At 69.8% G+C, this 1,154-nt stretch carries 1 protein-coding gene; it reads left to right on the top strand.

Annotated elements, in window-relative coordinates; translation table 11 throughout:
• Positions 1-2 precede the first annotated feature (2 nt).
• On the top strand, positions 3-1,154 hold a 1,152-nt coding region (locus ACFO6V_RS28775; RefSeq protein WP_377142732.1), incomplete at its 3' end, for an IS30 family transposase.

The following is a 1,154-nucleotide window of genomic DNA, read 5'->3' on the forward strand; positions in this document are numbered from 1 at the left end:
GTGTGCGGTGGCCGGTTGCAGCTCGACGTCGGGTTGTCGGGTTGATCGCGTCGGGGTGGTCGCAGCAGCAGGCCGCGGCGTGTGAGGGTGTGTCGCGCCTGGCTGCTGCTCGGTGGTGGTCTCAGGCTGGCGGGATGAAGCTGGTGATGGGGCGTGGTGGCGGTCCGGCGCGTCCGGCTCGTGGTGGGCGTGCTCGTGGGCCGGGGCACCGGCTGACGTTGGAGGACCGCGACGAGATCCAGCGGGGCCTGGACGCCGGGCTCGAGCAGGTCGAGATCGCCCGGCGGATCGGCCGGTCGCCGTCCACGGTCTCCCGGGAGATCGGGCGGCACCGCAGTCCTGGCGGGGACTACAGCGCGCTGGTCGCGGACAGTCGGGCGCTGCAGCAGGCGATGCGTCCCAAGAAGTTCAAGCTCGCTGATCCGGGTCTGTCCGACCGGGTGACCGAGTGGATGGACCAGGGCTGGTCCCCGGGGTTGATCGCGTCGATACTGCGCAGGGACAACCCCGAGGATCGGAGCCAGTGGGTGAGCCACGAGACGATCTACAAGTCGCTGTATGTCCAGGCTCGCGGGCGGCTACGCGCGGACCTGCACCAGCAGCTGTCTACCCACCGGAGCACACGTAAGTCCCGTGAGCGGGTCGGTGCGGGCAAGGGCGGGTGGGCGTTCAAGGACGCATTGAAGATCTCCCAGCGCCCGCCCGAGGTCGCCGACCGGGCCGTGCCCGGGCACTGGGAAGGCGACCTGATCCTCGGCACCGGCGGCACGTCCGCGATCGGCACGCTCGTGGAACGCACCACGAGGTACACGATCCTGCTGCACCTGCCCGGCGACCACACCGCCGCGACCGTGGCCGGCGCGATGATCACCGCGATGAGTGACCTGCCCGCGCATCTGCGCCGGTCGTTGACCTGGGACCGTGGCTCGGAGCTGGCCGACTACGTCGATATCCAGCTCGACCTGCGCATGCCGGTCTACTTCGCCGACCCGCACTCACCCTGGCAACGCGGCTCGAACGAGAACACCAACCGGCTGCTACGGCACTGGTTCGAAAAGGGCACCGACCTGTCCGGCTGGACACCCGACGATCTCCGGCGGGTCGCGGTCATGCTCAACGCACGACCACGACCCACCCTCGACCTCGACACCCCA

It is taken from the genome of Promicromonospora alba (genome assembly GCF_042654905.1).
GTDB classification, from domain to species: domain Bacteria; phylum Actinomycetota; class Actinomycetes; order Actinomycetales; family Cellulomonadaceae; genus Promicromonospora; species Promicromonospora alba.